The 26,704-nt window shown below is 64.5% G+C and carries 22 protein-coding genes; 17 read left to right on the top strand and 5 right to left on the bottom strand.

Annotated elements, in window-relative coordinates:
• Position 1: 1 nt before the first annotated feature.
• From LAN61_05380 to LAN61_05400, 5 genes are all read left to right on the top strand, one after another.
• Positions 2-1,177, top strand: coding sequence for a Xaa-Pro peptidase family protein (locus tag LAN61_05380; protein MBZ5539936.1), 1,176 nt, complete (start codon positions 2-4; stop codon positions 1,175-1,177).
• A gap of 45 nt (positions 1,178-1,222) precedes the next feature.
• The gene (locus tag LAN61_05385) at positions 1,223-2,464 is read left to right on the top strand and encodes a M20/M25/M40 family metallo-hydrolase (protein MBZ5539937.1); all 1,242 of its coding nucleotides are present in this window, start codon (positions 1,223-1,225) and stop codon (positions 2,462-2,464) included.
• Positions 2,465-2,484: 20 nt separating this feature from the next.
• Positions 2,485-3,621 (top strand): M24 family metallopeptidase, encoded by a 1,137-nt coding sequence (locus tag LAN61_05390; protein ID MBZ5539938.1) that lies wholly within the window; start codon positions 2,485-2,487, stop codon positions 3,619-3,621.
• Complete coding sequence (locus LAN61_05395) at positions 3,618-4,547, top strand: 2-dehydropantoate 2-reductase (protein ID MBZ5539939.1); 930 nt, start codon at positions 3,618-3,620, stop codon at positions 4,545-4,547. The genes LAN61_05390 and LAN61_05395 overlap by 4 nt, the downstream gene beginning before the upstream one ends.
• A gap of 76 nt (positions 4,548-4,623) precedes the next feature.
• Positions 4,624-5,706 carry an LLM class flavin-dependent oxidoreductase gene (locus LAN61_05400; GenBank protein MBZ5539940.1) on the top strand — a complete coding sequence of 361 codons (1,083 nt, stop codon included), beginning with the start codon at positions 4,624-4,626 and terminating at the stop codon, positions 5,704-5,706.
• Positions 5,707-5,796: 90 nt separating this feature from the next.
• Here the strand turns inward: LAN61_05400 and aksA are convergent, their stop codons facing one another.
• Positions 5,797-7,002, bottom strand: a complete 1,206-nt coding sequence (gene aksA, locus LAN61_05405; protein ID MBZ5539941.1) for a homoaconitate hydratase — start codon at positions 7,000-7,002, stop codon at positions 5,797-5,799.
• Between the two features lie 10 nt (positions 7,003-7,012).
• A complete protein-coding gene (locus LAN61_05410; GenBank protein ID MBZ5539942.1) occupies positions 7,013-7,855 on the bottom strand; it encodes a fumarylacetoacetate hydrolase family protein in 843 nt (280 codons plus the stop codon).
• A gap of 389 nt (positions 7,856-8,244) precedes the next feature.
• Between LAN61_05410 and LAN61_05415 the strand changes: the two genes are divergently transcribed.
• Genes LAN61_05415 through LAN61_05425 form a run of 3 tightly spaced genes read left to right on the top strand, consistent with a single transcriptional unit; the run spans position 8,245 to position 12,334 of the window.
• Positions 8,245-9,570 carry an APC family permease gene (locus LAN61_05415; protein MBZ5539943.1) on the top strand — a complete coding sequence of 442 codons (1,326 nt, stop codon included), beginning with the start codon at positions 8,245-8,247 and terminating at the stop codon, positions 9,568-9,570.
• A 52-nt stretch (positions 9,571-9,622) separates the two neighbouring features.
• Positions 9,623-10,402: a prolipoprotein diacylglyceryl transferase gene (locus LAN61_05420; GenBank protein MBZ5539944.1), complete on the top strand. Its 780-nt coding sequence runs from the start codon at positions 9,623-9,625 to the stop codon at positions 10,400-10,402.
• 12 nt (positions 10,403-10,414) lie between these two features.
• Positions 10,415-12,334, top strand: a complete 1,920-nt coding sequence (locus tag LAN61_05425) for a glycosyltransferase family 39 protein (GenBank protein ID MBZ5539945.1) — start codon at positions 10,415-10,417, stop codon at positions 12,332-12,334.
• A 71-nt stretch (positions 12,335-12,405) separates the two neighbouring features.
• Here LAN61_05425 and LAN61_05430 read toward each other — a convergent pair whose 3' ends face one another.
• Entirely contained in the window at positions 12,406-13,686 is a 1,281-nt protein-coding gene (locus LAN61_05430; protein ID MBZ5539946.1) for an amidohydrolase family protein, read from the bottom strand.
• Positions 13,687-13,767: 81 nt separating this feature from the next.
• Positions 13,768-16,458: an aconitate hydratase AcnA gene (gene acnA / locus LAN61_05435; protein MBZ5539947.1), complete on the bottom strand. Its 2,691-nt coding sequence runs from the start codon at positions 16,456-16,458 to the stop codon at positions 13,768-13,770.
• 84 nt (positions 16,459-16,542) lie between these two features.
• Here acnA and LAN61_05440 point away from each other — a divergent pair, with 84 nt between their 5' ends.
• On the top strand, positions 16,543-17,919 hold the full coding sequence (locus tag LAN61_05440) for a radical SAM protein (GenBank protein MBZ5539948.1): 1,377 nt from the start codon (positions 16,543-16,545) through the stop codon (positions 17,917-17,919).
• Between the two features lie 88 nt (positions 17,920-18,007).
• Positions 18,008-19,339: an ATP-grasp domain-containing protein gene (locus tag LAN61_05445; GenBank protein MBZ5539949.1), complete on the top strand. Its 1,332-nt coding sequence runs from the start codon at positions 18,008-18,010 to the stop codon at positions 19,337-19,339.
• On the opposite strand, the gene LAN61_05450 is transcribed toward LAN61_05445, so the two are convergent.
• The gene (locus tag LAN61_05450; GenBank protein MBZ5539950.1) at positions 19,336-19,605 is read right to left on the bottom strand and encodes an oxidative damage protection protein; all 270 of its coding nucleotides are present in this window, start codon (positions 19,603-19,605) and stop codon (positions 19,336-19,338) included. The genes LAN61_05445 and LAN61_05450 overlap by 4 nt on opposite strands.
• Positions 19,606-19,809: 204 nt before the next feature.
• On the opposite strand from LAN61_05450, the gene LAN61_05455 reads away from it, so the two are divergent.
• The 7 genes from LAN61_05455 to LAN61_05485 all read left to right on the top strand — a co-directional run bounded on the left by LAN61_05455 (position 19,810) and on the right by LAN61_05485 (position 26,656).
• Positions 19,810-21,549, top strand: a complete 1,740-nt coding sequence (locus tag LAN61_05455) for a hypothetical protein (protein MBZ5539951.1) — start codon at positions 19,810-19,812, stop codon at positions 21,547-21,549.
• Positions 21,550-21,748: 199 nt separating this feature from the next.
• Positions 21,749-22,270, top strand: coding sequence for an HAD-IA family hydrolase (locus tag LAN61_05460; GenBank protein ID MBZ5539952.1), 522 nt, complete (start codon positions 21,749-21,751; stop codon positions 22,268-22,270).
• A gap of 46 nt (positions 22,271-22,316) precedes the next feature.
• The gene (gene glk / locus LAN61_05465; protein MBZ5539953.1) at positions 22,317-23,303 is read left to right on the top strand and encodes a glucokinase; all 987 of its coding nucleotides are present in this window, start codon (positions 22,317-22,319) and stop codon (positions 23,301-23,303) included.
• A gap of 86 nt (positions 23,304-23,389) precedes the next feature.
• Positions 23,390-23,938, top strand: coding sequence for a hypothetical protein (locus tag LAN61_05470; GenBank protein MBZ5539954.1), 549 nt, complete (start codon positions 23,390-23,392; stop codon positions 23,936-23,938).
• 111 nt (positions 23,939-24,049) lie between these two features.
• Positions 24,050-25,543 (top strand): CoA-acylating methylmalonate-semialdehyde dehydrogenase, encoded by a 1,494-nt coding sequence (locus LAN61_05475; protein MBZ5539955.1) that lies wholly within the window; start codon positions 24,050-24,052, stop codon positions 25,541-25,543.
• 36 nt (positions 25,544-25,579) lie between these two features.
• Positions 25,580-25,798, top strand: coding sequence for a hypothetical protein (locus LAN61_05480; GenBank protein ID MBZ5539956.1), 219 nt, complete (start codon positions 25,580-25,582; stop codon positions 25,796-25,798).
• A 315-nt stretch (positions 25,799-26,113) separates the two neighbouring features.
• The gene (locus LAN61_05485) at positions 26,114-26,656 is read left to right on the top strand and encodes an Hsp20/alpha crystallin family protein (GenBank protein MBZ5539957.1); all 543 of its coding nucleotides are present in this window, start codon (positions 26,114-26,116) and stop codon (positions 26,654-26,656) included.
• The last annotated feature ends 48 nt before the right edge of the window (positions 26,657-26,704 follow it).

The following is a 26,704-nucleotide window of genomic DNA, read 5'->3' on the forward strand; positions in this document are numbered from 1 at the left end:
GATGGCGTTTCCACTGGACCAGGAAAAATGGCGGCGCATCCGCGAGCGGATGGCGAAGGAAAATCTGGACGCGATCGTGGTACGCGCGCCGGATAACGTCCTCTACCTCACGAACTACTGGACGATGAAGGGCTACGACCTGGCGATCTTCCCGCGCGAGGGCGACCCCACGCTGGTGGTGGTGGAGCCGCAGTTTCGCGAGGCGCAGCGCACCGCCTGGAACCAGGATGTGCGGTTCTTCCGCTTCTACAATCCGGCAGATCCCCGCCCGCCGATGATCCGCTCGCTGGAGATGGCCATCGACGTCCTGCGTGAGCGCAAGCTCACAGGGCGGGTGGGCATTGAGCTCTCGCAGAGCTCGCAGATCTGCGACCGCATGGTGGGCGAGCCGACGGTGTATTGGAAGGGCTTCTACGACGCGTTCTTTGCGGCCTGCCGCGAGGTGGTAGACGCCGCGACGATCCTCGCCGAGCTGCGCATGATCAAGACGCCGCAGGAGATCGAGCGCATGCGTCTGGCCAACGAGCTGGCGGCCATCGGCATGGAGCACGCGCGCGACAACATCCGCCCGGGAATGAAAGAGAGTGAAGTGGCGGCGATGATCGAAGGCCACATCCACGCCGTGGGCGTGGGCTACAAGGACAAGGTGGAGATGGCGCGGGCGTTCACGCTGGTGTGGTCCGGGCGGGGCATCGCCACGTTCACGGCCACCAGCCACCGCCCGGTCGTCGAAAACGAGCCGACGCTGGTGGAAATCTGGGTGTGCGCGGACGGCTACTGGACCGACCTGACCAAGAATCTGTGCCCCGGGCGGCTCACCGCCGAGTACAATACTCTGCTCGACCAGTTGCTGAAGATCTACCAGGACGCCATCGGCTGCGTGCGCGACGGCGCGCCGCTCGGGGAGATCGACCGCAGTATCCGCAAAGGGATCGCCGCCGCGGGCTATCCGGGGCAGCCGTCGCATCCCGTGGCGCACGGCGTGGGCGCGCGGGCGCACGAGCCGCCGTATTCGCACCAGGCCGCGCCGGGCACGATACGCGCGGGCATGGTGCTGGCCATCGAGCCGGGCCTGTACTGGGAAGGCGGCGGCGGGCTGCGTCTGGAAGACAATTTTCTAGTGACCGCGAACGGCTGCGAACGACTCTGTCCTTACCCGGACGATTTTCGCCGCTGAACTGACTGCTTCGCGGGCACACATACAATGGAGACGGATGACGAAATGAATCCCGACCTGGCTAAAACAATCCTCGCGCAAATCCGCGAGGAAGAGATCGTGGCGATGAGCTGTGACGTGGTAAATATCCAGAGCCCCACGGGCGAAGAAGGCGAGATGGCGCGCTACATGCGCCGCACCTTCGAAGAGGCCGGACTGCAGGTGGCCTGGCAGGAGGTCGAGGAAGGCCGCGCCAACGTGGTGGGCCTGTGGGAAGGCACGGCAAACGGCAAGAGCGTGATGTTCAACGGGCACATGGACACTTCCAACACCGGCCGGGAGACGTACCTGACCGGGCGAGGCTACAAGGCCAAGGCCATCATCGAAAAGGGCCTGATCTACGGCCTGGGCATCTACAACATGAAGGGCGCGCTAGTCTGCTACACGCAGGCGGTGAAGGCGCTGATGCGCGCGGGGGTGAAGCTGGACGGCGATGTGAGCATCGCGGCGGTGGCCGGGGAGATCGAGAAGACGCAGTGGAGCGATGAGTTCCTCGGCAAGGAGTACCGCGGCTACGGCGTGGGCACGCACCACCTGGTGAATCACGGGGTGACGCCGGACATGTGCATCCTCGGCGAGCCGACGGACCTGCAACTGGTTCTGGGGCATTACGGCACGATGTGGGCGCGCATTTCGACGCACGGCCACTACGTGCACACGGCGTTCACGCGCGGCAAGCAGGACCACAGCTCGGTCTTCCGCATGACGAAGATTCTCCCCGCGGTCTATGACTGGATCGCGGCGTGGGAGAAGAAGGCCGTGTACGAGGGGCAGCCGGGAGTGGTGAACGTGGGCTGCATCCGCGGGGGCTACCCCTGGCGCGTGAGCCGCACGCCGGATCGCACCGACGTGTTCCTGGACGTGCGCGTGCCGCCGACCATGCCGCTGAAGGAAGCGCGCAAGGCGCTGAAGCAGCTGGTGCTGGAGCTGCGCAAGGCGCATCCGGACTACGGCATCGAACAGGAGATTTTCGTTTCCGTGCCCGGCGCGGAGATCAGCAAGGATCACGAGCTGGTGAAGACCATCGAGGCGTGCCATCAGAAGGTGCTGGGCACGGCGCCGAAGCACACCACCGTGCTGTGGGATTCCGACGCTTCGGTGATGACGCGCTTCGGCATCGAAACGCTGAATTACGGCCCTTCGAGCGGCCCGCGCGATGCGGAAGGCGAGAAGGTGGCCATCGAAACGCTGGTCAACACGACGAAAGTTTACGCGCTGGCGGTCGCCGAACTCTGCGGCGCGCGCTGAGGAGGGAGACGCAGGACACCATGCCTAGTCCGCAGGAGATCGAGCGCCGCTACAAGAACATTCGCGCCGCGATGGCCGCCGAGAAGGTGGACGCGCTTATCGTGTGCGGCAACCAGTACGCCGGTTTCGAAGGCGCCGTGCGCTACACCTCGGACTTCGAAATCGTGCACCGCTACGTCTACGTGCTGATCCCCCTCGAGGGCGACCCGACGCTGGTGTTTCCGCGCGAGGCGCGCTGGATCGGGGACAAGAAGAAAACCTTTGTGCGCGAGCACGTGTGGGCGGAGATTCCCGGGAAGTGGCTGCGGGAAAAGGCCGAGGAGAAGCAGTGGTCGCGCGTCGCGGTCCACGGCCTGGACTTCGTCATGGCCGTGCGCGATTACCGCGAGCTGGAGATCGGCTCGTTCGACCTGGTGCCCTTCGACGTGCCTTTCGACATGGCCCGCGCGGTGAAGAGCGAGGAAGAGCTGGCCGGCGTGCGCGACAGCATGGACATCATCCTCGACGGCTTCCGCGCGCTGCTGAAGGGTTACGAGCCGGGGAAGAGCGAGGCGGAGATCATGGCCCCGGCGGTCGAGCGCTTTTTCGCGCGCGGAGCCGGGCCGCGCATGATGAACATCGTTCTGTGCGGAACGCGCGGGGAAGCCGAGGCGCACTTCAAGGTGCCGTCGCTGCGCGCGGTGGCTGCCGACGACCTGCTGCTCTACTCGCTGGAAATCACCGGCGTGGACGGCTACTGGGTGGAGTTTTCGCGCGCTTTGATCCGCGGCAACCCCAGCCCGCGCACCCGGGCCATGAGCGACGTCTATCCCGAGGCCATGGAGGCCGCGCGGCGGTTGATGCGCGAGGGCGAGCTGGCCTGCAACGTGCACAAGGCCGCCGCGGACATTTTCGCCAAGGCGGGATTCACCCTGGGCCATCTCACCGGGCACTCCATCGGCCTGACGATGCTCGAGTATCCGTCCATCGGGGCGAACACCAAGGTCGAGTTGAAGGAGAACATGGTTCTCAGCTTTCATCCGCAGGTAGTGGATCAGGACGGCCAGGTCTGCCTGTACACGCAGGACACCTTCCGCGTGGGCAAGAGCGAAGGCGAGTGCCTGGTGAACATTCCGTGGAAGTTTTATAACGGCTCAGAAACGGTGGGGAAAGCATGAGCACGAAAATCTGCATCGTCGGCTGCGGCGCCATCGGCAGCCTGTTCGCAGCGCACCTGGCCAAGCTCGCGGACGTGGAAGTGCACGCCTACGACGTCTCGAAGGAGCACACCAAGGCCATCAACGAGCGCGGGCTGCGCATCAGCGGCGCGGCGGACTTTACCGCCAAGCTGCACGCCACGACCGACGCGCGGGAAATTCCGCCGTGCGAATTCGGCATCGTGGCCACCAAGAGCACGCACACGCGCGGCGCCATCGAGCAGACCGCGCACCTCTTCGGGGAGAACAGCGCCGTCTGCTCGGTGCAGAACGGCGTGGGCAACGAAGAGATCATCGCCGAGCAGGTGAAATACGTGATTCGCGGCACGACGTTTCCCGCGGGGCACGTGATCGAGCCGGGCCACGTGGGCTTCGACATCAACGGGGACACCTGGATCGGGCCGTACGAGCCGACCAAGACCCCCTATGCGCGCGTCGAGAAGCTCGCCGAGCTGCTGAACCGCGCGGGGATGAAAGTCGTGCCGCTGCAGGATGCCCGCGGGGCGCAGTGGACCAAGCTGATCTTCAACGCGGCGACGAATCCTGTGGGCGCGCTCACGCTGCTGCATCACGGAGCGGCCACGCGCTTCGCTCCGACCGGCGCGCTTTTTAACGCGCTGATTGCCGAAGGCGAAGCCGTGGCCAAGGCCCTGGGCATCACGCTGCACGGCGATCCGCGGGCGCTGGTGCAGAAGGGCGCCAGCGCGCCAGGCAAGCACAAAGCCAGCATGCTGCAGGACATTCTGGCGAAGCGCCAGACCGAAGTGGATTTCATGAACGGCGCGATCGCGAACTGGGGCGAGAAGGCGGGTGTGCCCACGCCGCTCAACCGCGCGGTGTGGCAGTTGATCAAGGGGCTTGAGCATTCCTGGACGGACCCGGCCTGAGCGGGTGGTTGCGCAGCGCCGGCTATCTGCCGGAAACTTTTGGTTTTTTATTCAGGGAAAGGGAAGGCAAATACATATGAGCATGCCGTTCAAAATCGGAGTATTGCAACTGAGCATGGAGCCGCTGGACGAAACCGTGCACATGGCGCAGGCCTGCGACGCCGCGGGCTTCGACGTATTCTGGCTGGCGGAGGCCTACCCGTGGTGGCGCAAGCATTCCATGGAAGCGCGTTCGTCCACGGCGGAAACGGCGATCATCGCGCGGGAGACGAAGAAGATCGCCATCGGCTGGGGCATCATCTCGCCCTACACGCGGCATCCCGTGCAGATCGCCATGGAAGCGCGCGTTCTGCAAGAAGCCGCCGGCAAGGGGCGCTTCCTGCTTGGGCTGGGCGCGTCGAAGATCTTCATGAAGGAGATCGGCGAGGGCGAGAAGGGCAAGGAGGTCGGCCCCGCGACGGTGATGCGCGAGAGCATCGAAATCATCCAGGCGCTGCTCGCGGGCAACGAAGTGAAGTACGAGGGCAAGGCCTTCCAGACCTACGCCCCGCCGATCAAGGCCGACGCGCACGTGCCGCGCTGGCCCGTGCCCATTTACGTGGCGGGCACCGGCCCGGTGATGCAGCGCCTTGCCGGTTCGCATTCCGCCGGGCTGCTGACCGCCAGCATCACGACGCCGAAATTCGCCGCGTATTCGAAGAAGGCGATGGAGGAGGGAGCGATCGCGGCGGGCAAGGACCCCGCGAAGCTGGACCTCGGCTGCGTGGTGGTCGGCAGCATCGGCGAAAATCCGCGGACCGCGCGGGAAGGCGCCCGCGAAATGGCTGCCATGTACCTGGCCAACAAGGTGCAGAACATCCGGGGCTCCGCCGATACGCTGCTCGAGTGCGCCGGGCTGACCATGGAGGAGATCGCGCCGATCGCCGAAGCCATGGAGCAGGGCGGGCGCAAGGCCGCCGCGAAGGCGGTGAGCGACGCTATTCTCGACAAGGTCTGCCCGGTTGCCGGCACGCCCTCCCAGTGCATCGAAAAGCTGGAAGAGTACCGCGCGGCGGGCTGCACGCAGATGATGCTCGAGCTGTGGGGCAAGGATCGTCCCGCCCAGGCCAAGCTCTTCGGCAAAAAAGTCTTGCCGCACTTCCGCAAGAAGAAGCGTTAGGTTTTCAGTCAAGCCGGAAAGAAAAGAGGGACACGAACCATCGTGCCCCTACTTTTTTGTGGCAGCGTGTTTCGTTAAAGCGAGGGCGCGTCAGGCAGGCCGCTTGACGCGGGTGGCGATGGCGCGCAGTTCGTCGTCGGTGACCAGGCGGCGCTGCTCCGTGCCGAGGCGCTTCACAGCGGCGAGCGCCGCCTGCTGCTGCTCCGCGCTCAGATCCAGCCCCAGTTCCTGGCACTTGATGGCGATGCTGTCGATGCCGCTCTTCTTGCCGAGGACGATGCGGCGCTCGGCGTTCACCAGGTCCGCGGAAAACGGCTCGATCGCTTCCGGGATGTGGAACTGGCTGGCCACGGCGCCGCTTTCGCGCATGAAGAGGTTTTCGCCGACGACCGGCTTCCACGGCTCCATGGCGTAGCCGGAGGCGCGGCGCACCAGCGCGGAGACCTCGCGGATTTTCTTCAGGTTCAGCGCCACCGGCACGTTGTAGAGGCCGTAGAGGGCCATGGCGATCTCGCCGAGGTCGGCGTTGCCGGCGCGCTCGCCCATGCCGTTGATGGTGCCCTGGATCCACTGCGCACCGCCGCGCACGGCGGCAATGGCGCAGGCCGTGGCCAGGCCGAAGTCGTCGTGGCCGTGAAAGTGCAGCGGCACGCCGGGGCCGACCCACGCGCGCACCTGGCGCATCAGGAACTCCACGGCCTCGGGGCCGCAGACGCCGATGGTGTCCACGACGACCAGTTCGCTGGCGCCGGCATCCAGCGCGTTCTGGTAAAAGCTGCGCAGCGATTCCAGCTCGGTGCGCGTGCCGTCCACGGTGAAGAAGGCCACCTTTACGCCGTTTTTCACGGCGTGGCTGATGGCGTCGGCGGCGCGGCGTTTGGCTTCGTCGGGAGAGAGGCCGTAGGCCTTGAGCTTGAGGGCGCTGGTGGGCGTCTCGATGACCGCGGCGCGCGAGCCGAGGCGCAGAAGTTCGTCCACGTCGGCGCGCACGGCGCGGGCGAAACCCCAGATTTCGGCCTTCAGCCCGGCGTTGGCGATGCGCTGGAAGGCCTCGGCGTCGTCCGCGGAAACGCGCGGGAAGCCCGCCTCGATGCGCTCGATGCCCAGGGCGTCCAGCCCCTGCGCGATTTCGAGCTTCTGCTGGGGCGTGAGCACCACGCCGACGGTCTGTTCGCCGTCGCGCAGCGTGGTGTCGTAGAAGTGCACGGCGCCGCTCTTCGCGAAAGGTCCGCGAATCTCCGGCCGCTCGTTCAGCGCGCTGATCCAGATGCCTTTGTCCCGTCCGTTTGCGCTCATGGTTTCCCGCTTACGCCTTGGCCTTGTCCGGGTGCCCCTGCTTCCAGGAGATCACGGGGTTGCGCAGCACGCCGATCTTTTCGATCTCGCACTCGACCACGTCGCCGGGCTTCAGGTAGAGCGCCTTGGGGTCTGCGCTGAAGGCAGCCACGCCGGAAACCGTTCCGGTAGACAGCACGTCACCCGCGGTGTAGCCCATCGAGGAGTAGTGGGCGATGATCTCCGGCACGGTCACGCTCATCTTGCTGGTGTGCGACTTCTGGCGCATCTTGCCGTTGACGCGCAGCTCCATGCTCAGGTTGTTGGGCTGGGGGATTTCGTCGGCGGTGACGATGTGCGGCCCCAGCGGGCAGAAGGTGTCAATGGCCTTGCAGAAGCTGAACACGCCGGACTTCATCTCCTGGCGCTGGATGTCGCGCGCGGTGATGTCGTTGAAGATGACGTAGCCGCCGATGTAGTCCCTGGCTTCGCTCTCGCCGAAATGCTTGCCGCTCTTCTTCATCACCAGGGCCAGCTCCAGCTCGTAGTCCAGCTCCTGGGTCAGGTGCTCGGGGTAAATGATCGGCGCATCGGGGCCGATGATGGCGTCCACGTTCTGGAAGAAGACGATCCACGGAAGCACGGGGTGCGAGAAGCCGGACTTCTGGGCCTCTTCATGGTGTTCGCGGAAATTGCCCGCGGTGTGGAAAAATTTCTTAGGCTGGATGGGAGCCTTGATCTGCACTGCGTCGCGGCGGAAGAAGATGGCCTCGCCGGACGCGCCCCGGGCCTCCGGGCCTTCCTGGCGCGCGTATTCCAGAGCGGTTTGGGCGGCGTCTAGACCGCGGTCGCCGTTTTCGAAGAGACCGCGCATGTTGGCGGGAACGCGGGCATCGGCCAGGGCGTAGAAGGCCCCTTCCTGCTGGACGTTCCGCAGGTAGAGGGCGTAGGCCGCGTTCAAATCGACGATCTGCCCGTCCGCAGCGACCGCGCCGATGCGGTCCTCGCGGCTGCCGGCATTGAAAGTGACCAGTTTCATTCTTGGGTTCCTCGTCTCTCGGTCTATGTGCGGCGAATCGCGCAGGACCGCAACCAAAAAGTTTAACTGTCCAGCGCGAGGCTGTCTACGGGAAAGCCCGCAGCGAAATGCGGCCCGCGCCCCGTGGAGAAGCGCGGGGTGCAATCGCCTGCTGCAAGGGGGCCAGATGTGATAAGAATCCAGTTCCCGGAGGAGCGGCTTACACTTCCGCCGGGCGGGGTGAAATGACCACACTCGCGCGCAAGCTGCGTCTTGGCGATTACTTCACGCTGGCCTTCGGCACCATGATCGGCGTCGGCTGGCTGGTGCTGATGGACGACTGGCTGGGCCGCGGCGGGCCGCTGGGGGCCATTCTGGGCTTTTTGCTGGGCGCGTTGCTGTTGCTGCCGGTCGGCTATGTCTATGGCCAGTGGGTGCTGCGGCTGCCGGACGCCGCCGGGGAAGCGGCGTACACGGCGCAGGTCTTTCCGCCCCTGGTCAGCTTTGTCACCGGCTGGCTGATGCTGCTGGCCTACTTCATCGTCTGCCCCTGGGAAGCGGTGGCCTTCGGCAAGATCGCGGCGTACATCTTTCCTGCGCTCGATTCGCTGGAGCTGTACCGCATCGGCGGTCATCCCGTCTACCTGCCGCGGCTGCTGCTGGGCATGGGCCTGACAGTGTTCCTCACCCTGCTGAACTATCGCGGCATCCGTTTCAGCGCCAATTTTCAGAACTGGAGCACCGGCATGGTCCTGTTTCTCTTCGTATTTGTGCTGGGCATCAGCGCCAGCCACGGAGCCCCGGCCAATTTCCACCCCCTGTTTCATGCGGCGCCAGCGCTTTCCATCCTGCTGACGCTGCAGATCGTGCCGTACTTCATGACCGGCTTCGAATCCGTGGCCAAATCCGCCGAGGAGGCCCATCCGGAGTTCCGGCAGAAGAGCTTTCTGCATGCCATCGCGCTGGCGCTGCTGGTCGGCGCATTTTTTTACGCCCTGGCCATCGCTGCGGTGGCCTACATCACGCCGTGGCAGAGCCTGCTGGGCAAGCGCTTCGCGACGGCCGTCGCTTTCGAACACGCGGTGGGAGCGCGCTGGCCCGTGCAGTTGATCCTGACCATGGCGTTGTTCGCGCTGTTCGAAGTGTTCAACGGCAATTTTGTGGCCTCCAGCCGCCTGCTCTTTGCCTACGGCCGCCGCAATACGGTCAGCCCGCGCTTCGCCCAGATTCATCCGCGGTTTCAGACTCCGGGCGTGGCGGTGCTGGCGATTGGCGCGGGGACGCTGGCCGGGCTGATCCTCGGCGACGCCATCCTGGTGCCGGTCACCGAGGTCGGCTCGGCGGCTTCGGCGCTGGGCTGGCTGGCGGCCTGCGTTTCCTTTTTCCTGGTCGAGCCGCGCGTGCGGTTGCGGCTTATCGCCTCGGCGGGTGCGCTGGCTTCGCTGGCGCTGGTGCTCATGAAGTTTCTGCCGGGCGTCCCGGGCCACTTTACGCAGTGGGAATGGGTCTCCCTGGCGCTGTGGCTGGCTTTGGGCTTCTTCCTGCGGGGGTTTGCCCGCAAAGCCGCGTAAAGCATCGCCGCGCTCGTGTATACTGCTCCCGGCAGATTCGCGACGTCTCTCCATGCTTCCATTTCTCCATCTAGGTCCGCTGGCGATTCCGACGTTTGGCCTTATGGTCGCGACCGCACTGCTTGCCGCGGCCTACATCCTGGACGCCGATTTTCGCCGCCGCCGGCTGCGCGCCGACGCCTTTATGATCATCGGGATCGCCGGCCTAGCGGGGATTACGGGAGCGCGGCTCTATCACGTGCTGGAGCGCCCGGCGCAGCTCTTTGCCGATCCCTGGCCGCTGCTCTTTAGCCGCTTTGGGTTCGCCTGGTTCGGCGGCTTCCTCGGGGGCTTCGCGGCGCTGCTGTTCCTGGCGCGGCGGGAGAACCTGCCGCTGCTGGAATTTCTCGACGCCTGCTCGCCCGCCGGGGCCGTGGGCTATGCCATCGGACGCATCGGCTGCCTGCTCTCCGGCGACGGCGATTACGGCATTCCGACCTCGCTGCCCTGGGGGATGAGTTTCCCGAACGGCCTCGTGCCGACCACCGAGCGCGTGCATCCCACGCCGATCTATGAATTCCTGGTCTGGTGCGCCATCGCCGCCTTTCTCTGGCATCTGGGCACCAAAGCCCTGAGCGGCCGGAAGGTCCGCGGCGAGATCTTCTGCTACTACCTGCTGCTCACGGGGCTGGCGCGCTTCCTGGTGGAATTTCTGCGCATCAACCCGCGCTCGTTCTTCGGCCTTTCGAACGCTCAGGCGGCCAGTTTGTTCTCCATGCTCTTCGGCGCGCTGCTGCTGTGGCGAATTCGCAGTGTGCTGAAGGACTCTCCTGCCGCTTCCGGGAATTCGTAGGGCCGCCGTTCCATGGATGCCAGCCAGGCAAAAGCAGGGAACCGGAATCTCTCTTACGCCAACCGCGTGTGGCGCGCCGTTCTCGACGCCCTTTCCGGCGCTCCGCAGCAAGCCATGGGACGAAAAGATCTCCCGGGCCTGTTGTTAATTCTTGCTTCCTTTGCCGCGGGGCTCGCCTCCACCTGGCAACGCTGGGGGAACCCGCTGGTGGATAGCGGGCGCGAATTGAATGCGCCGCTGCGTCTGCTTCGCGGCGAGATGCTCTATTCCGATGTGCGCTACCACTACGGCCCGCTCTCTCCCTACGTGGACGCCGCGCTCTACCGGATATTCGAGCCCTCTCTGTGGGTGCTCTGGGGCCGCGGCATCGTCTCGACCCTCATTATTCTGGGGCTGGTCTACTGGCTGGGACGCCAGGTGACCGGCCGCTTCCCCGCGACGCTCACCTGCCTGGCGGTCACCTGGGTCTGCGCCTTGAAGTCCCAGGGGAACTACATCATGCCCTACGCCTACGCGGGGCTCGACGGCAACATTTTCGCCCTGGCAACCACGGCGCTGCTGATCATCTTTCTGCGGCAGGAGAGGCTTCGCTGGCTATTCGCCGCGGGTGTACTGGCAGCGCTCGCGGTGGTGACCAAGACGGAGATGGGAATCACCGCGGTGGGCACGGGTTTTGTGGCCACCGCCCTCGCTGGCTACCCGCGCGTCCGCAGAATCGCGGCGTGGCTTGTGGTCTTTCTGCTGCCCGCACTGGGCATACCGGCGGTGGTCTACACGTGGCTCGCCGCGCGAGTGGGCTGGCACACGCTCGCGAACGAAAGCTATCTCTTCTTCAGCCACGTGCCGTGGCAAATCATGTATTTCAATAAATGGCGTTTCGGTTTGGACCGCCCCTGGCATTCGCTGGGGCTGATGGCCGCCACGCTCGCGCGCCTAATCGCCTTCGCCGGCCTTCTGGCTTCCGCCGCTCTCTTGCTCGAAAAGCGCCGCAAGGACGCGCAAGGCGCGAGCGCTCCTACGTCCGGGGGGCCGGGCGGGGCGTGGAAGCTCCTCGCGGTTTCCCTGGCGGGGATTGTGGTGACCAGCATCGGCCTGTCGGACTTGGGACCCTTCATGGCCATGCCTTTTATCCTGCTGGCGTTCATCGCCGCCGGACTTGCCGCCTTTGTGCAGAGCTCGTGCGAGGGCGCCCTGGAAGCACGAAGCAATGCCGGCACGCTGGTGATCCTGGCTGTGTTCTCGTTCGGCAGCCTGGCGCGCATTGTCCTCCGCGTGTCCACGGGAGGAGCGCTGAGCTCGTTCCTTCTGCCGGGCGCGGTGCTCTTTTTCGTCTATGCCTGGCTGGTGATCTTCCCCCTATTTCTACCCGAGCCGGAGAGCCGCCGCCTGGCCGGGAAGCTGGCTTCTTCCGTCCTGGTAGCGGCCCTGCTGGTTACGGCGGGCACGCTCTGCGTGCGCTACCGGCGCAAATTCACCTATCCCATCGTGACGCCCCGGGGAACCTGGCGCACGTATCCTGAACTGGGTCTCGCGATGGATCAGGCGCTGCAGTTCATCGAGAAGAACACGGCGCGTGGAGACGCCGTCGCCATTCTGCCGGAAGGCTCCGCGCTCAACTTCCTCACCGACCGCCGCAATCCGCTTCGCGAGGAGATCATCGTGCCCGGCTATGTGGACGCGGCGGGCGAAGAGCGGGCCATCGAGCGGCTGCGCAGCCAGCGCGTTCCGCTGGTGCTCATCGCGAACCGTCCGACGCGTGAGTACGCCCAAACCATTTTCGGGGTGGACTACAACCAGCGCCTGTTCTCGTGGATTGAGCAGAATTACCGGCTGTGCGGCGTCTTCGGGCCGCGCCCCGACCCGAGCCTGTCCATCGGCAGCCCGGTCTTCTTTATCCGCAGCTATTGCCGCATTCCTTCTCCGCCTCGATAAAGCCAGCGGCTGCCTTTCCTCGGAATTTTTCCGGATTCCGGGAGTCGAATTGACACATCCGTTCGAAACGCCTACTGCTTGACGATGGCGCCATCCTTCATCACGAAGGCAACCTTGCGCAGCGTCTGAATGTTGTCCAGGGGGTTTTCCGGAGTGGCGATGATGTCCGCCGCCATCCCCGGCTTCAGCGCACCGCGTTCCTTGTCCACGCCGAGCAGGCGCGCCGCATTGATGGTCATCGCCCGCAGGGTGTCCGCGGCCGGAACGCCCGCTTCCACCCAGCTGTTGATGTAATCAATGGCCAGCGTTCCGCGCGTTTCCCCGGGCAGCTCGACGTCCACGTCCGTGCCGAAAGCCAGGTTCACGCCGATCCTGTAGGCGCGGCGCAGACGGTCCACCCACACTTTGTGGTCCCAGGGATTGCCCAGCGCCTGCGTCAGCTTCTCGCTGAACTCCGTGCCCACCAGCGTCACGTTGTTCTTTTTTGCCAGTTGCAGATCCTCGTCGGTCATCTGGAAGCCATGCTCGATCGAGTCCACACCCGCTTCCGCGGCGTTGTGCGCCCCGGCGTGGGTCCAGCAGTGCGCGGCGAGCTTCAATCCGGAGGCGTGCGCCTCGCTGACGAGGTAGCGGATGTCGTCCACCGAGTAGATGTAGTCCTGGTCGTCCACGACGATCTTGATGAACTTCGCGCCGAAGTGGATGTTCTGGCGAACGGCCTTGCGCATCTCGTCGCGGGTGTCGGCGAAGAGATATTCGGGCGTGGCCAGGTCCTTCTTTTCCGGCTGCAGGTGAAACTGTCCGCCATAGGGGGCGATGATGATTCCCGCGTTGACGACCGTCGGCCCCTGTACCACGCCGGCTTCGATGGCGCGCCGCAGGTCGGTGTCCGCGTAGTTGCCGGCATTGCCGATATCGCGGACCGTGGTGAAGCCGGAGGCCAGCATGGCCTGGCCGTTGGCCACGCCCTCGATCGCGCGATAGGCCGTGGTGTCCAGCAGCGTGGTGATGAAGTAGTTGCCGGCGTCGCGCTTGGGCTGCACCGACATACACAGGTGGGTGTGCGCGTCGAAGAGGCCCGGAAGCACCGTGGCCTGCGACAGGTCCACGACCTTCGCGCCCGCCGGAATGGCCACCTTTTCGCCGATGGCCTTGATCGTCCTGCCCTCGACCAGGATGATCTGATTCGCCGCCGTCTTCCCGGTCTCCGGGTCCACCAGCTTTCCGGCCTTGATGGCCGTGATTTGCGGCGCGGGCGGCTTTTCCGTTTGCTGCGCCGCCGCGGGCAGCACCGCCAGCGCCGCCATCGTCAGACCCAGAAGCAAAGACCGGCCAATTCTGCTCTTGCTCATGCGAAGCTCCTCTTCTGATTTCCAGGTGATGGAAAGGCGGACTCTCCGAGGCAACCGGAAAGCCAGCGTAAGGAAACAGCCCTAGAGCATCTGCCGCAGCACGTACTGCAGGATGCCGCCGTTTTGATAGTAAGCGACCTCTTCCGGCGTGTCCGCGCGCGCGATCACCGAAAAGGTCTTTTCCTTCCCGTCGGCGGAGCGGGCCTTCACCGTGAGGGTCTTGCGCGGGGCCAGCGAAGCGATGCCTGTGACGTCAAAGACTTCGTGGCCGGTCAGCCCCAGCGATTCGCGGTTCTGCCCCGGGGTGAACTCCAGCGGCAGCACGCCCATGCCGATCAGGTTGCTGCGGTGGATGCGTTCGTAGCTCTCGGCGATGGCCGCGCGCACACCGAGCAGCAGCGTGCCCTTGGCCGCCCAGTCGCGCGAGGAACCGGAGCCGTATTCCTTCCCGGCCAACACCAGCAGCGGCACCCCGGCTTCGCGGTATTTCACCGAGGCGTCGTAGATGGTCATTTTCTCAGGCGGCCGCGAAGCGGCCGACTTCTCGCCAGCGGGCAGGTGCAGCGTCCAGCCACCCTCGGTTCCGGGCGCCAGCTGGTTGCGCAGGCGGATGTTGGCGAACGTGCCGCGCATCATTACCTCATGATTGCCGCGCCGCGCCCCGTAGGAATTGAAGTCCTGCGGCTTCACGCCGTTGGCAATCAGGTATTTTCCGGCCGGGGAATCCGCGGGGATCGAGCCGGCGGGGGAGATGTGGTCGGTGGTGACGCTGTCGCCGAGCATGGCCAGGACGCGCGCCCCGTGCAAATCGGCCAGCGCCGGAGCGGTCTTGGGCATATTGTCGAAATACGGCGGCATCTTGATGTAGGTGGACTTGGCGTCCCACTGGTAGAGATCGCCTTCGGGCGTGGGCATGGACTTCCAGTGCGCGTCGCCTTCGAACACCTCGCTGTATTCCTTGCGGAACATCTCCGTGGTGACCGCGCTGCGCACCGTCGCTTCGATCTCCTGCGGCGCCGGCCAGATGTCACGCAGATACACGGGCTTGCCCGCGCTGTCCGTGCCCAGGGGCTCGGTCGTCAGGTCCAGGTCCATGCGCCCGGCGAGGGCGTAGGCGACCACCAGCGCGGGCGAGGCCAGGTAATTGGCGCGCACCAGCGGGTGAATGCGCCCTTCGAAGTTGCGGTTGCCGCTGAGCACGGCCACCGCGATGAGGTTGTTCTCCTTGATGGCCGCGCCGATCGCATCCGGCAGCGGTCCGCTGTTGCCGATGCACGTGGTGCAGCCGTAGCCCACCAGGTTAAAGCGCAGCTTGTCCAGATACGGCGTCAGCCCCGCCGCGTTCAGGTAGTCGGTGACGACTTTCGAGCCCGGCGCCAGGCTGGTCTTTACCCAAGGCTTGGTCTGTATCCCGCGTTCGACGGCCTTCTTGGCCAGCAGGCCCGCGCCGAGCATCAGCGAGGGGTTGGAGGTGTTCGTGCAGCTGGTGATCGCCGCGATGACCACCGCGCCGCTGGCCAGCTCGAACTTTTCGCCGTCGCTTTGCACCGCGACCTGCTTGGCCCCGGCGCCTTCGGCCACTTTCTGGAACGAGGCCTTGGCTTGGCTCAGCGCGACGCGGTCTTGCGGGCGCTTCGGTCCGGCAATGGTCGGCTCGACGTTGGCCAGGTCCAGCTCCAGCGTGTCGCAGAAAGCCGGGTCCGGCGTTTCATCGTAGCGGAACAGTCCCTGCTCCTTGCAGTAGGCTTCGACGACGGCAATCTGTTCGGCGCCGCGCGCGGTGAATTGCAGATAGGCGAGCGTTCCCGCGTCCACCGGGAAGAAGCCCATGGTGGCGCCGTATTCCGGGGCCATGTTGGCGATCGTCGCGCGGTCCGGCACGCTGAGGCTGGAGAGTCCGGGGCCGTAAAACTCCACGAACTTGCCGACGACGCCCTTCTTACGCAGCATCTCCGTGACGGTGAGGACCAGGTCGGTGGCGGTGGCGCCTGCGCGCAGCCGTCCGCGCAGCTTGAAGCCGACCACATCGGGGATCAGCATGGAGAAGGGCTGGCCCAGCATGGCGGCTTCGGCTTCAATCCCGCCCACGCCCCAGCCGAACACGCCCAAGCCGTTGACCATGGTGGTGTGGGAATCGGTGCCCACCAGGGAATCGGGATAGGCCTGAAACTTGCTGCCGGAAGGCACGGTGCAGACCACGCGCGCCAGGTACTCCAGGTTGACCTGGTGGCAGATGCCGGTGTCCGGCGGGACCACCTTGAAGTTCTGAAAAGCTTTCTGCCCCCAGCGAAGGAAGGCGTAGCGCTCGACGTTGCGTTCGAATTCGAGATTGGCGTTGGTTTCGAAAGCGTGGACGTTACCGAAGGTGTCCACCTGCACGGAGTGGTCGATGACCAGTTCGGCGGGGAAGAGCGGGTTGATGCGCTTGGGATTGCCGCCCATCTTCACCACGGCTTCGCGCATCGTCGCCAGGTCCACCACCGCGGGCACGCCAGTGAAGTCCTGCAGCAGCACGCGCGCCGGCATGAAGGCGATCTCCTTCTTCGGCGCGCCGGGCTTCCAGGTGGCCAGCGCCTTGATGTCGTCCGCGCGCACGAAGCGGCCGTCCTCGATGCGCAGCAGGTTTTCCAGCAGAATGCGCAGTGAAAAGGGCAGGCGCGCGATGCCGGTGAAGCCCTGTTTTTCCAGCAGTTCCAGCCGGTGAATCTCAAACGTCCGTGCGCCGACATTCAGTCTGTCGCGCGTTCCAAACGAGTTTCCTGGCAGCGGCATCCGCAATATCCTTTCGGTCGGGTCAGCAGCCCCCTATCATAACCGAAAACGTTTCCGCGGGTGGCGAGCTATACTGAATCTGTTGTGAACATCGTCCTCATCGCCACGTATGAGCTGGGGCGGCAGCCCTTTGGCCTGGCCTCCCCGGCGGCCTGGCTGCGCGAGCGCGGCCATCGCGTCGCCTGCCTGGATCTGTCGCGGCAAGCATTTGACGAGGAGGCCATTCGCGCGGCAGAACTCGTCGCCTTCCATGTGCCCATGCATACCGCAGCGCGGCTGGCCATTCCCCTGATCGAACCGGTGCGCCGGCTGAATCCGGGGGCCCATCTCTGCTTCTACGGCCTCTACGCTCCGATGAACGAAGCGCACCTGCGCGCACTCGGCGTCGCGACGATCCTTGGCGGAGAGTTCGAGGAAGGGCTGACCCAATTAGCGAAGCGCCTTGCGCAGATGCGGAGCGGCGCGGCGGCCGGCTGCGAACCGCAAGCCGAGCCGGTAATCTCCCGGGCGCGGCAGCAATTCGCTGTGCCGGACCGCAGCAGTCTCCCGCCGCTGCGCGGCTATGCCCACGTCGTGCTCTCCGAAGACGAGCACCGCATCGCCGGCTACACCGAAGCCAGCCGCGGCTGCAAACATCTCTGCCGCCACTGCCCGATTGTCCCCGTCTACAATGGCGTTTTCCGCGTCGTGGACCGCGACGTGGTCCTGGCCGACATCCGCCAGCAGGTGGCCGCGGGCGCCGGGCACATCACCTTCGGCGATCCCGACTTTTTCAATGGCCCCGGCCACGCCCTGGCTCTGGTCGAAGGCCTGCACCGCGAGTTCCCGCAGCTCAGCTACGACGTGACCATCAAGGTCGAGCACCTGCTGCAGCACGAGCGGCATCTGGTTACGCTGCGCGATACGGGCTGCCTCTTCGTCACCAGCGCCGTCGAATCGCTCGATGACGCTGTCCTCGAAAAGCTGGCCAAGGGCCACACGCGCGCGGAGTTCCTGCGCGTGGTAGAGGTGTTTCGCCGGCTGGGCCTGGCGCTGCAGCCCACCTTTGTGCCGTTCACGCCCTGGACGACGCTGGAAAGCTATCTCCACATGTTGCAGGTCCTGCGCGAGCAGGAGCTCGCCGCGCATGTCGCCCCGATCCAGCTGGCCATCCGCCTGCTGATCCCGGCGGGCTCGCGATTGCTCGAGCTGCGGGACATCCAGCAGCTCGTCACGCCGTTCGATGCCCAGGCCCTGGTGCATCCCTGGCGGCATCGCGATCCGCGCGTGGACGCGCTGTGCGATGAGTTGCAGCAGATCGTCGCCGCGAGCGAGAAGCTGAAGCGGCCGCGCCACGCCATTTTCGAACGCGTCCTGCGCGCGGCGGAAGCTGCGGCGGGCGTGCGGGCAGCGGAGGCGGCCCAGCCGGTGCTTGTGGCCCGCGCCGCCATCCCCTATCTCAACGAGCCCTGGTACTGTTGAGCCGAGCCGTCGCGGGACCAGTTGGTCCCCATCGCGCAAGCCAGGGAAGCGTTGAGTAAGGCCGAGTCGTTCGTCTAGAAGGTCACCGATGCATCAGGACGCAAACAACAAGAAGCGGTTGTTGCTCTTCACCAGCAAGCTGGGCTACCAGACGCGCAGCTTCGCCGAAGCCGCGCAAAAGCTCGGAGCGGAACTGGTCTTCGTGACCGACCGTTGCGGCCGGCTGGATGATCCCTGGGGCGACCACGCTATTCCCGTGCATTTCGAAAAGCCGGAAGCCGCCGCGGCAGCCGTACTGCAAGCGCAGCGCGGGCAGGCGCTGAACGGGGTGCTGGCGCTGGGCGACCGCCCCGCGCTGGCCGCGGCGTATGCCGCGCGGGGCCTCGGCGTGCTGCACAACCACCCCGCGTCGGTGGAAGCCTGCCGCAGCAAGCAGCGCATGCGCGAAGTTTTTCGCGAGGCGGGGATGCGCGTGCCGTGGTTCCGCGCGCTGCCGCTCACGCCGGCGCCGGAGCCCGCGCTGGCGGGTATTACGTTTCCCTGCGTGCTCAAGCCGCTCTCGCTTTCCGCCAGCACCGGCGTGATCCGCGCCAATTCGCGCGAGGAGTTTCTCACCGCGGCGGAACGCATCCGCCGCCTGCTGGAATCGCCGGAGGTGCAGGCCACCCACGAGCCGCATCTCGACCGCATACTCGTGGAAGGCTACATCCCGGGCAGGGAAGTTTCCGTCGAGGGCCTGCTGACGGAGGGCGCGTTGCGCGTCCTGGCCATTTTCGACAAGCCGGAGCCGCTGGAAGGCCCCTTCTTCGAAGAGACGATCTACGTGACGCCGTCGCGCCTGAGCGCGGACGAGCAGCGCACCATCGCGCGCACCGCGCAGGAAGCCGTGCGCGCCCTGGGGCTGCTGCACGGGCCGGTGCACGTGGAGTTGCGCGTGAATGAAGATGGGGTATGGCCGCTGGAAGTGGCGCCGCGGCCGATCGGCGGCCTGTGCTCGCGCGCTCTGCGCTTTCAGGCGGACGCCGCGGCCGAACCCATTTTCCTGGAGGAACTGCTGCTGCGCCATGCCCTGGGCTTGCCGGGAAGTGACTGGCCGCGCGAGCGCGCAGCCTCCGGGGTGATGATGATTCCGGTGCCAAAGAGCGGCGTGCTGGGGAAGGTGGAGGGAGAAGAGGCGGCGCGGGCCACCCCGGGAATTACCGAGCTGCAGATCACCGCGCGGCTGTACGACTACATCGCCGCATGGCCCGAAGGGTCGAGCTATCTGGGATTTCTCTTCGCGCGAGGCGGCAGCGCGGCCGATGCGGAAGCCGCATTGCGCCAGGCGCATGCGCGATTGCACTTCACGCTGGCGCCGCGCCTGCCGGTGGAGCACCCGGCCGCACGGTCAACAGCGACCGGGGCCGGGCAGCAGGATTAGCCCTTGGCCTTGGGGGCCACGTAGCCTTCCGGCAGTTTGGCGCCTTCCCCGAAGAAAAACTGCTCCATCTGTTCTTCCATGATCTTCTGGGAGTTGGGGTCCAGGGGATTCAGCCGGTACTCGTTCATCAGCATCTTGGAATATTCTACCCACATCTTCCACGCGTCTTTCGAAACGTTCTCGTAGATGCGCTGGCCCAGTTCGCCCTTCCAGGGAACGCGATCCAGCCCCGGCAATTCTTTGCCGATCTTCACGCACTTCACCATGCGCGTGCCCGGCTTGACCGGCTCCGGCGCGGGGGGCTGCGAACCGCAACAATCGTTGGCCATGCTCTCCTCCTGGGGACCCAAACTCTGAACATACTGCAACTGGGCCAAAATTCCTAGCCCGCGCGCGGGCGGACTTGCGCCGGGAGCCCGATTTTGAGACAAAAGAACGGGTATTTCCCCGCGGGGCCCCAGGAGGCTGTGGTGGCACTTCCCACGCAGACGATCATTCCTGGAGTTCTGGAATCCGTTTTTCGCCGCGAATTCGAAGCGCTTCTCGCGGAAAACGTTCTCGCCCGGCTCTGGGCGAGAGATTCCACGCTCTGGCCGCCTCCTTCTGAAAAAAGCGCAACGACCGAGGAAGGGCTGAGCTGGCTGGACCTGCCGGTGCGCATGGGGACGAAGCTGCGGGAATTGGCGGAGTTTTCCGCGGAAATCGAGAAGGACGGTATCCACGACATCGTCAATCTCGGATTTGGCATTTCCCATATTGCCCCGGAAGTGGTTACGCTGGTTTTTCCAGCGCCAGCCGGACGCAGGTTCTTCGCGCTGGACAGCACCGATCCCGCTTCCGTTCGTGACGTAGCCGAGACCATCGATCTTCGGAAGACCCTGTTCCTCGTGGCCGGAAAATCGGGGAAGTCCCCCGACGCCCATATTCATTTTCTCTACTTTTTGGACCGCCTCAAGTCGGCTGGAGTGAAACGCCCGGGCAATCACTTCGCGGCCGTTGCGGAAGAACACTCATATCTGGATCAAATTGCCACGCAGTATGGGTTTCGAAAAAAGTTTCTGGACCCACCAGGGCTGGGAGTGCGTTATTCCGTCTTTTCCTATTTTGGGCTCGTGCGGGCGGCGCTGTGGGGACTGGACCTGCCGGCTTATCTTGCCGCGGGGGCCGCCATGCATCAGGCATGCGGTCCGGATTCCCCCCCGGATCAGAATCCGGCACTGGCTCTCGGTGCGCTGCTTGCCGCGGGAGTCATGGCCGGGCGCGACAAGCTGTTGCTTTTTGCGAGTCCGCGAATCGCCTGGCTCAGCCAGAGAATCGAACAGCTCATTGCGGCCGGCACAGGGAAGCAGGGAAGCGGAATCGTGCCTGTAGTGGGGGATTGCGAAATCGATGGGGATTCCATCGCTACGCGGGGCATCACGGCGCTTCTGCGCTTGCAAGAAGAAGGCTCTCCGGAACTCGAACGCCGCATGGCCAGCGCACGGGAATCCAGGCAGCCCTTCGTGGAGATTCTCCTCAACTCGCCTCTGGAAGTGGGAGCTGAATTTTACAAGTGGGAGGTAGCCACGGCGCTTGCGGCTTACCTGCTGGGCGTGGCGCCATTCGAAATCCCCGCTGTGCGGGAGAGTGAAGCGCGGACCACCGAGATGCTGGAGCGCGTGCAGACGAACCGCGGACTTCCGGCGGCGACGCCGCGCGTTTGTGAGAGCAGCCTTGAGCTTTACGCGGAAGGTGTGGCGCGCCAGCAGATTTCGACGCTCAGCCTGGTCGATGCCCTGCAGACCTTTTTCAAATTGCGCCAGCCGGGCTCCTACCTGGCGATCCTCAGCTTCCTCCCGAACGGTGCCCAGGTCGCCGAAAGCCTATGGGCTCTGCGCGGGCAGCTCTCCCGAACGCTGGACATTCCTGTCCTGCTTAGTTTCGGTCCGCGCTACCTTTATTCCCTCGGACAGATGTATAAAGACGGTCCGCCCAGCGGCCTGTTTCTGATGCTGACAGCGGCCCACGACCAGGATGTGCCCATTCCCGGGGCCGGCTATACCTTCGGGCAGTTGCAAATGGCCCAGGCGCTGGGCGATCTGGACTCGCTGGTGCGGCTGCAGCGGCCTGTCATCCGGCTGCATCTAACGCAGGGAGCCGAACAAGGGCTTGCGCAAGTGGAGAAAGTTGTGAACCGCGCCCTGACGCAGGCCCGGCGCGCCCAGGGATAGTCCGCGCGACCCGCTGAAATCAGCGCAGGAAAACGGGAACGCCTGGCCGGTTTTTCGTTTCCCGGAAGGGGCGCCCGCCGGCAAAAGGAAATGGACCATCTCGACTGAGATTACAACACTGTTCTGGGACATCGGTGGAGTTATCCTCACCAATGGGTGGGATGCTGTTTCGCGCCGGGAGGCAGCGGAGGTATTCCACTTGGACGGGGAGGACTTTCAGGAGCGCCACGAGCGGAGTTTCCCCGCCTTCGATAGCGGAGGGACAACTCTAAACGAATATCTCGATCAAACCCTGTTCTATCGTCCGCGTCCCTTCACTCGGGAAGAATTCACGGCCTTCATGTTTGCCCAGTCGAAGGAGTATCCCGAGAGCCGCGCAATCCTGGCCGCATTAGCGGCCACGGGGAACTATTTCATCGGTGCGATCAATAACGAGCCTCTGGAGCTGAACCAGTACCGCATCGAGACTTTTCAACTCCGGAAGGATTTCGTTGTATTCTTCAGCTCGTGTTTCATCGGCGTGCGCAAGCCCGATCCGGCCATTTTCCGGGTGGCGCTCCAGGCAAGCCAGCGCTCGCCCGAGGAATGCGTATTCATCGATGATCGTCCTCTCAACCTGGAAAGCCCGCGCCGCATGGGACTGAACGTGATTCACTATCAAAACCCCGGGCAGTTACGGACGGAATTGGCCGGGCTGGGCGTCGAGGTTCCGCACCGCTAAGCGCGGCAGCGCGCGGCATGCCCTGCTGCTGGAAAAGGGAGGGATCGTGATTCTGGCGGGCGATGTTGGCGGTACAAAGTGTAATCTCGCGCTGTTTGCGGAGAAGAACGACAAACTCACCCCCGTCTTGCAGAGGCGGTTTCCGAGCAAGGATTACGCGCAATTCGACAAGCTGGTTGCGGATTTTTCCAAGCAGGCGGCGGCGCACTGCGCCGGCGAACCCATCGTCGCGGCGGGTTTCGGGGTGGCCGGCCCGGTAGTGCACAACTGCGTTCATGCCACCAATCTGCCGTGGGTGGTGGACGGCTCCGCATTGCAGAAAACCTTCGGCTTCGAGCATGTCGTACTCCTGAACGACCTCGGCGCGACCGCGCACAGCCTCGCGCATCTTTCGCCGGAGGACTTCTGTATCCTCAACGCCGGGACCCCGGAGCCTGGAGGCACCAAGGCCCTGCTTGCGGCGGGCACCGGTCTCGGGCAGGCCATCCTTTTCTGGGATGGCGCGCGCTACCGCGTCGCCCCCAGCGAGGGAGGCCACAGCGACTTTGCGCCGCGCACCGACCAGCAGATCGAACTGCTCCGCTTCATGCGCCAGCGCTTTTCCCACGTTACCTGGGAGCTGATTCTTTCCGGGCGCGGCTTCAAGACAATTCACGAGTTTCTGAATTCGGGGGTGCGGCATCCATCCTTCGACGATCCAGCCGCCGACCCGGCGCCGGGCATCACCCGAAGGGGCCTCGAGAAGTCCTGTCCCGTTTGTGTCGCCACCGTGGATCTTTGGACCGCCATCTATGGCTGCGAAGCGGGCAATCTGGCGCTGAAGGTGCTCGCGCTCGGCGGCGTGTATGTGGCCGGCGGCATTGCCGCGAAGATCATCGAAAAAATCAAGGATGGGACGTTTTTGAAGAATTTCTGCGACCGGGAAGAGAAGTTTGACGAGATGATGCGAGATATTCCCGTTTCGGTCGTTCTCAATGAGGATGCGCCGCTGCTCGGCGCGGCCTACCAGGCCCTGGCGGCCGCCCGGAAGTAGCCGCGCAGGGGAAGGGAAGTGGCGGCCCGGAAAACCGGAGCGCCGCAAGCCTTTCCGTTTTCCCGAGTGCTTGCTAGGCTGTCCGCGTGAGCTTCCTGCGCCAAAAATTGGGGGAGTGGAAACCGGTCTCGCGCATCGCGGGCATCGCCTGGCTCTGCGTTTATGGCTTGTTTTTTCTTTATGCCGCCAACGACCGCAGCGGCTTCCTGTTTCTGGATTACGTGAACCTGCTGATCCACGAAGCTGGGCATATGTTTTTCGGCTGGGCCGGCTACACCGTCATGATTCTGGGCGGAACGCTCGGGGAACTGCTCGTGCCACTGCTCTGCGCCGCCTATTTTGCCTGGCAGCGCGAGACGACCGGCGCGGCCTTCTGCAGTTTCTGGTTCTTTGAGAATTTCCCCTACATCGGCACCTACATGGCGGACGCGCGCGCGGAGGCCCTGCCGCTGGTCGGCTCGGGTGAGCACGACTGGAACATCCTGTTCAGCCAGTGGGGACTCCTGCCGCAGGACCGCGCCATCGGCAGCTTCACCTCCGCCGTGGGCTGGGCGGGCATGCTGGGCACGGCGGCCTGGCTGGGGTGGCGCTTGTGGCAAAGCCCGCGTGGGGAACAGGGCGGGCCGGAGTTGTAACCCTCCGCGGGCGTATTCAAACCTTACATATCTTTGATAAACTAAGGTGATTTTACTCTTTTGCGGTTCGCCGCTATCGCACGTTTACCGGTGCGCGTCCGGGAGTCATTCATGAGCAGTGCCGTTACCACGCAAGTGAAAGAACTGCAGAATTACATCGGCGGGAGCTGGCAGCGCTCCAGCGCCGCCGAATATTCCAGTGTCACCAATCCGGCTACCGCCGAGATCCTCGCGCGCACCCCGCTTTCCACCGCCACCGACGTGGACGCCGCGGTGGAGGCAGCCGCCGCGGCCTTTCCGGCCTGGCGCCGCACGCCCCCCGGCGAACGCATCCAGTACCTTTTCAAGCTGAAAAACCTGCTCGAAGAGCACATCGACGAGCTGGCCAGGCTCATCACGCTGGAAAACGGCAAGACCTTCGCCGAAGGCAAGGCTGAGCTGCGCCGGGGCATCGAAAACGTGGAAGTAGCCTGCGGCATTCCCATGATGATGCAGGGTTACAACCTGGAAGACGTCACTCCCGGCGTGGACGAGACGCTCATCCGCCAGCCGCTCGGTGTCGTCGCGGCTATTACTCCTTTCAATTTTCCGGCGATGATTCCGTTCTGGTTTCTGCCCTATGCCATTGCCTGCGGCAATACTTTCGTGCTGAAAACTTCGGAGCGCGTGCCGCTCACGATGATCCGCGCCTACGAGCTCCTGGAAGAGACCGGCCTGCCCAAGGGGGTGGCCAATCTGGTGAATGGCGGGCGGAGCGTCGTGGACGCGCTGTGCGATCACCCGCAGGTGCGCGCCATCAGCTTCGTGGGCTCCACGCCGGTGGCCAAGCACGTCTACCTGCGCGCCGCGGCCAGCGGCAAGCGCATGCAGTGCCAGGGCGGAGCCAAGAACCATGTCATCGTCCTGCCCGACGCGGACATGGACCTGGCCAGGCAGATCATCAGTGACAGCGCCTTCGGCTGCGCGGGGCAGCGCTGCCTGGCCGTTTCCGTGGCCGTCACCATCGGTGAAGCGCAGAAGACGTTCCGCGACGCCATCGCGGATGCCGCCGCGGCCATCCGCATCGGCAGCGGCCTTGACGCCGGCGTGCAGATGGGGCCGGTCATTTCCAAAGAGAGCAAACAGCGCATCGAGTCGCTCATCGGCACGGGCGTGCAGGAAGGCGCCAAGCCGCTGGTGGACGGACGCAACGCCAAAGTCGCCGGCCACGAGGAAGGACATTTTCTGAAGCCCACGGTTCTCGACGGCCTTTCCGCGACCAGCAGCCTCGCGCACACGGAGATTTTCGGTCCGGTGCTGAGCTTGATCCATGCCAACTCCATGGACGAAGCGTTCGAATTCCTCCGCCGCAGCCCGTATGGCAACCAGGCGTCCCTGTTTACCGGCAGCGGCGCCGCCGCGCGGCGTTTCCGCTACGAAGCGCCCGCCGGAAACATCGGCATCAACATCGGCGTGGCCGCGCCCATGGCCTACTTCCCGTTCAGCGGCTGGAAGGAAAGCTTCTTCGGGATTCTGCACGGGCAGGGGCGCGACGCGGTGGAGTTCTACACCGAGTCCAAGGTCGTGATCGAGCGCTGGTCGCGACAAGAGACGCGCAAGTTCTAGCCAGCCGCCCAATGAGTGACGATTGTCTCTCTTTGAATGGTTTTCCACGGCGCGGATTCGGAGCCGGCGCGCGAACGCATTCGCCGCGCCGTGGCCTTCCGCGACGAAGTCCAGCAGGAGGATATTTTCCTCTGCGAATCCGTGCAGCGCGGGTTGCGCTCGGCGACGTATGACCGCGGGCGCTACTCCGTCAAGCGCGAGAACGGCATGCACCACTTCCACTCGCTGCTGAGCGAGTTCCTCGGACCGCGCTGAACCCGTGCCTTTTGCGGAAAAGCACTGCGACTGGGTGAAAGTTCTCAGCCGGAACGGGCCAAATCACCCACCCACGGCGTGAGGCCCTGCGCCGGCATTGTCTATCTACCGCAGGTTCAATCCTTTTCCGTACTGCCCGGTTCGGTACGCGGCATGCTCGAAATATTATGGGGAGTTATGGAATGATGGAGCAGCTGGTACGTACACCCGCGGCTTCTGCTTCCCATACGAACTCAGGAAAAGCCGACTCGCAGCACGAGTTGTCCTGCCTGCCTCTTTCTTTCCCAGATACTCCCCGAAGCGAGGGAGGTTGCCATGATCGAGACCACGGAAAGGAAGTCTGCCAGCTTGTTGCCGGTGCCCTTCGAGGAAATCGAAGATTGGCCGGCACGCATGCAGGAATTTTTTGACATGATCGCCCGCAGGCCGTTCGAGCTTCTGGAGACACGGCCGCGTATGTGGCGGGAGTTCGAAAGCTTTTTCCGGCCGGATGCGGAAGTGCTGCATCCCGTGCACGTCCGGCTGTTTGAGACTGACGAAGATCTGGTGCTCCACGCCGAAGTCCCGGGTTTCACCGAGAAGGATCTGAACGTCACGGTCGAGCCTGGCCGCATAATCATCGCGGGCAAGCGCGAGCACAAGGAAGAGAAGGAATTCAAGGAAACCAAGGGAGAGAAGAAGGAACTGACCCCTTACTACAAGGAACGGTACGTCAACCAGATCTATCGTTCCGTGAAACTGCCGATGGATATCCGGGCGGAAGGCGTGAAGGCCACGCTGAAGAACGGCATCCTGGAGCTCACACTGCCCAAGGTGGCCCCAGTGAAAAAGGTTCACGTGGAAGTGAAGACCGCATAAAAACCGGAAAACAGAGTGCTTCGAAGGGCGCAGTCAGGGGCTGCGCCC

Source organism: Terriglobia bacterium, from assembly GCA_020072785.1.
GTDB lineage: Bacteria > Acidobacteriota > Terriglobia > Acidiferrales > UBA7541 > Acidiferrum.

Excerpts from the sequence above, each read along its gene's own strand:
- LAN61_05380 (MBZ5539936.1), top strand. The coding sequence starts at position 2 with ATGGCGTTTCCACTGGACCAGGAAAAATGGCGGCGCATCCGCGAGCGG.
- LAN61_05385 (MBZ5539937.1), top strand. The coding sequence starts at position 1,223 with ATGAATCCCGACCTGGCTAAAACAATCCTCGCGCAAATCCGCGAGGAA.
- LAN61_05390 (MBZ5539938.1), top strand. The coding sequence starts at position 2,485 with ATGCCTAGTCCGCAGGAGATCGAGCGCCGCTACAAGAACATTCGCGCC.
- LAN61_05395 (MBZ5539939.1), top strand. The coding sequence starts at position 3,618 with ATGAGCACGAAAATCTGCATCGTCGGCTGCGGCGCCATCGGCAGCCTG.
- LAN61_05400 (MBZ5539940.1), top strand. The coding sequence starts at position 4,624 with ATGAGCATGCCGTTCAAAATCGGAGTATTGCAACTGAGCATGGAGCCG.
- aksA (MBZ5539941.1), bottom strand. The coding sequence starts at position 7,002 with ATGAGCGCAAACGGACGGGACAAAGGCATCTGGATCAGCGCGCTGAAC.
- LAN61_05410 (MBZ5539942.1), bottom strand. The coding sequence starts at position 7,855 with ATGCGCGGTCTCTTCGAAAACGGCGACCGCGGTCTAGACGCCGCCCAA.
- LAN61_05415 (MBZ5539943.1), top strand. The coding sequence starts at position 8,245 with ATGACCACACTCGCGCGCAAGCTGCGTCTTGGCGATTACTTCACGCTG.
- LAN61_05420 (MBZ5539944.1), top strand. The coding sequence starts at position 9,623 with ATGCTTCCATTTCTCCATCTAGGTCCGCTGGCGATTCCGACGTTTGGC.
- LAN61_05425 (MBZ5539945.1), top strand. The coding sequence starts at position 10,415 with ATGGATGCCAGCCAGGCAAAAGCAGGGAACCGGAATCTCTCTTACGCC.
- LAN61_05430 (MBZ5539946.1), bottom strand. The coding sequence starts at position 13,686 with ATGAGCAAGAGCAGAATTGGCCGGTCTTTGCTTCTGGGTCTGACGATG.
- acnA (MBZ5539947.1), bottom strand. The coding sequence starts at position 16,458 with ATGCCGCTGCCAGGAAACTCGTTTGGAACGCGCGACAGACTGAATGTC.
- LAN61_05445 (MBZ5539949.1), top strand. The coding sequence starts at position 18,008 with ATGCATCAGGACGCAAACAACAAGAAGCGGTTGTTGCTCTTCACCAGC.
- LAN61_05450 (MBZ5539950.1), bottom strand. The coding sequence starts at position 19,605 with ATGGTGAAGTGCGTGAAGATCGGCAAAGAATTGCCGGGGCTGGATCGC.
- LAN61_05475 (MBZ5539955.1), top strand. The coding sequence starts at position 24,050 with ATGAGCAGTGCCGTTACCACGCAAGTGAAAGAACTGCAGAATTACATC.
- LAN61_05480 (MBZ5539956.1), top strand. The coding sequence starts at position 25,580 with ATGGTTTTCCACGGCGCGGATTCGGAGCCGGCGCGCGAACGCATTCGC.
- LAN61_05485 (MBZ5539957.1), top strand. The coding sequence starts at position 26,114 with ATGATCGAGACCACGGAAAGGAAGTCTGCCAGCTTGTTGCCGGTGCCC.